At 61.3% G+C, this 3,399-nt stretch carries 5 protein-coding genes; 4 read left to right on the forward strand and 1 reads right to left on the reverse strand.

The genetic code is table 11. The annotated features are described in order from the left end of the window. Nucleotides 1–105: 105 nt before the first annotated feature. Nucleotides 106–591 carry a GNAT family N-acetyltransferase gene (locus tag HU811_RS25975; RefSeq protein WP_092397114.1) on the reverse strand — a complete coding sequence of 162 codons (486 nt, stop codon included), beginning with the start codon at nucleotides 589–591 and terminating at the stop codon, nucleotides 106–108. A gap of 143 nt (nucleotides 592–734) precedes the next feature. Between HU811_RS25975 and HU811_RS25980 the strand changes: the two genes are divergently transcribed. The 4 genes from HU811_RS25980 to HU811_RS25995 all read left to right on the forward strand — a co-directional run bounded on the left by HU811_RS25980 (nucleotide 735) and on the right by HU811_RS25995 (nucleotide 3,317). After that, nucleotides 735–1,169: a YybH family protein gene (locus HU811_RS25980; protein WP_186658922.1), complete on the forward strand. Its 435-nt coding sequence runs from the start codon at nucleotides 735–737 to the stop codon at nucleotides 1,167–1,169. Between the two features lie 67 nt (nucleotides 1,170–1,236). Continuing rightward, nucleotides 1,237–1,581 carry a YciI family protein gene (locus HU811_RS25985; RefSeq protein WP_092397118.1) on the forward strand — a complete coding sequence of 115 codons (345 nt, stop codon included), beginning with the start codon at nucleotides 1,237–1,239 and terminating at the stop codon, nucleotides 1,579–1,581. A 27-nt stretch (nucleotides 1,582–1,608) separates the two neighbouring features. Further along, entirely contained in the window at nucleotides 1,609–2,085 is a 477-nt protein-coding gene (locus HU811_RS25990) for an SRPBCC family protein (RefSeq protein WP_092397120.1), read from the forward strand. Next, nucleotides 2,085–3,317, forward strand: a complete 1,233-nt coding sequence (locus HU811_RS25995; protein WP_092454367.1) for an RNA polymerase sigma factor — start codon at nucleotides 2,085–2,087, stop codon at nucleotides 3,315–3,317. Before HU811_RS25990 ends, HU811_RS25995 begins: the two co-directional genes overlap by 1 nt. Nucleotides 3,318–3,399 lie beyond the last annotated feature (82 nt).

Here is a 3,399-nt window from a genome sequence, read left to right on the forward strand (position 1 = left end):
TGGGAGCGAGCCTGCTCGCGATAGCGGTGCCACATCCAACATTAATGCAAGCTGGCCCACCACAATCGCGAGCAGGCTCGCGCCCACAGACAGGTCATGTCCTGGTCAAAACACCAGTCCCATCCGCCGCTCATAACCGATGCGGCCCTTGTACGCTTCGCCACTGTCGACCCAGCCCAGCCGGGTGTACAGGCCGATGGCCAAGACATTATCGGCGTCGACCGAGAGCTCCAGCCCTCTGATTTGCGGCCATGCCGCCCGAGCCACGGCAGGAAGCGCTTGCAGGCAGGCCTTACCGTAACCTTTGCCCTGGGCCCGATAATCGACTTGCAGGGCGTGCAGGGTGGCGCTGTGTTCGTTGGCCCAGGCTGGCAGCACTGGCGGACGCTTGAGTAACAGGAACGCCACTGGCACCTCGCCTGCCAGCAACGCAAACCCTTTGACGCCAGGGCCGGGCCTGGACAACAGCGTGTGCAGTGCGCCGTGGATATCGCCGGCGAACTTGATCTGTTCGGGGTGGATTTCGATGGCTTCGACCTGCGTGCGCTGCAGCTCGGTGAGGTCTTCGTAGGGGACGAGCTGAGCGGTCACAAAAGCATCCGTTGTTTGCCGACAGAATGGGCCTGGGATTCTAGCGAATTTTCTTCTTTGAATTATTTTTGTTTGGGTTGTCGATTCGCAGTTTCTCTAAACGACAAAGGGTGTCTTCAACAAAAAACCTGCGGAGAATCACCATGAATACCCAAACCACCGAAACCGAAATCAAGGCCCTGATCGAGACTTATCGCCAGGCCGTCATGGAAAAGAATGTTGAAAAAGTCATGGCGCTCTATGACGACAACATCGTTTCGTTCGATGCCATCCAGGCCCTGCAATTCAAGGGCAAAGTCGCTTACCGGGCCCATTGGCAGGCGTGCATGGAGATGTGCCCCGGACCGCACAAGTTCGACTTCCATCAAGTCGAGATTACCTCGGCCGACGCTATCGCCTTCGCTCACTGGCTGGCCTATTGCGGCGGTACCAACGACAAAGGTGAAGAGCAGGCGTGCTGGATGCGCACCACGGCTTGCTATCAGCGTGTGGCGGGGCAATGGAAGATCGTCCACGAGCATTGGTCCGCGCCGTTTGATCCGATGGCCGGCACGGCCCTGTTCGACCTGCAGCCCTGATCGTCGGGTTTTTCGCCGAGTGTCTTTCAGCGGTCCATAGTTGATCAGTTCGATCACGGAGCTTTCCATGAAGTATTTATGCCTGGTCTATAGCAACGAGCATGCGCTGCACAACTCACCCGACAGCCCGCAGGACGCTGAATGCATGGCCTATGCCGAGTCGATCCAGGGCAGCGGTCGGATGATTGCCGCCGAGGCCCTGGAGTCGGTGCAAACCGCTACCACGGTGCGCATGCGCGGCGGCAAGTTGTCGATCACGGACGGTCCGTTTGCCGAAACCAAGGAGCAACTGGCGGGCTTCTACCTGATCGACGCCAAAGACCTGAACGAAGCCCTCCAGGTCGCCGGCAACATTCCGGCGGCCCGGGTCGGCTGCGTCGAGGTCCGGCCGGTACGTCAACTGAATCCCTGAACAACAATCACAAACAGGATTTCATTCATGAACCTCAAACCTGCCTCGTTCGAGTTATCCATCAGCCGGGTGATCGACGCCCCGCGCCGGAAGATCTTCCGCGCCTGGACTGAGCCGGCCCTGCTTGTCCAATGGTGGGGCCCCCACGGCATGACGACGCCGGAGTGCGAAATGGACCTGTGGGTCGGTGGTCAGTTTCGCACCCTGATGCGTGCCCCGGACGGCAGTGAGTATCCGACCATGGGCGTGTTCCTGGAGATCATCGCCCCGCAGCGGCTGGTGTTCACCGATGCGTTTGTGCCCGGCTGGATCCCCTCCGGCAAAGCCTTCATGACCGGCGAAGTGTTGCTTGAGGAGGTGGGCGATAAAACCCGTTACACCGCCCGCGCCCTGCACTGGAACGAAGAAGACCGCCAGGCCCACGAAGCCATGGGCTTTCATGACGGCTGGGGCCAGAGCCTTGACCGGCTCGAGGCGCTGGTGACCCAGGGCATGCCCGACTGATGTCGGCCGAAGAAGTCAGCGCACGGGTCGAGCAGGTTTATCGGCAAGACTCGCGGCGCATCCTGGCGACGCTGATTCGCCTGCTGGGAGATTTCGACCTTGCTGAAGAGGCCTTGCATGAGGCCTTCTTCATCGCGGTCGAGCGCTGGCAGCGTGACGGTGTGCCGGATAACCCTCGGGCCTGGCTGGTGTCGGCCGGGCGCTTCAAGGCCATCGACAGTTTGCGCAGGCGCGCTCGCTTCGCGGCGTCCCGGCCGATGCTGATTGCCCAGCTCGAAGAACTGGAGCAGAGCGACTGGAGTGATGAGGACGTGGAAGACGATCGCCTGCGGCTGATCTTCACCTGTTGCCACCCGGCCCTGGCGGCTGATGCCCAGGTGCCGCTGACGTTGCGGGAAGTGTGCGACCTGACCACCGAAGAGATCGCCCGGGCCTTTCTCGCCGCCCCGGCGGCCATCGCCCAGCGCATCGTGCGGGCCAAGGCAAAAATTCGCGATGCGAAGATCCCCTATCAGGTGCCGTCCCGCTCGGAACTGCCCGAGCGGCTGGACAGCGTGTTGCGAGTGATCTACCTGGTATTCAACGAAGGCTATTCGGCCTCGATGGGGGCCGAGGTCACGCGTGAAGATTTGACCCGCGAAGCGATCCGCCTGGCCCGCCTGTTGATGGAGCTGTTGCCTGAAGCCGAAGTCATGGGGTTGTTGGCGTTGATGCTGCTGCACGAGTCGCGGCGGCGAGCACGAACCTCTCCCAGCGGTGAACTGATCCTGCTGGATGAGCAGGACCGCTCTTTGTGGGACGTCGACATGATCGCCGAAGGCTGCGCCTTGGTGGAAGCCGCGCTCAATACCCGACGATTCGGGCCTTATTGCCTGCAAGCCGCGATTGCGGCAGTGCATGCCGAAGCGCCCACGGCACAGGAGACCGACTGGCCGCAGATCGTCGGCCTCTATGATGTGCTGTTGCGTGCAGTGCCTTCACCGGTGATCGAACTCAACCGCGCCGCGGCCCTGGCCAAGCGTGATGGACCGCAAGTGGGCTTGCAGCGGATCGACGCGATTCTGGACCGGGGTGAGTTGCTCGATTATCACCTGGCCCACTCGGCGCGGGCAGAACTCTGCCGGCAGTTGGGACGCGTGGAGGAGGCGAGGGCGGCGTATCGACGCGCGCTTGAATTGACGCAGCAATTGCCGGAGAGGCGGTTTATCGAGGGGCGGCTTGCGGAGTTGTAGTGATGACCACAAGCGATGAAATTTCCTGTGGGAGTTGCGGTGTGCATCGTACTTATGAACACCCGAAACCACTGTGGTAGCG

This window comes from Pseudomonas tehranensis, assembly GCF_014268615.1.
GTDB classification, from domain to species: Bacteria; Pseudomonadota; Gammaproteobacteria; order Pseudomonadales; family Pseudomonadaceae; genus Aquipseudomonas; species Aquipseudomonas tehranensis.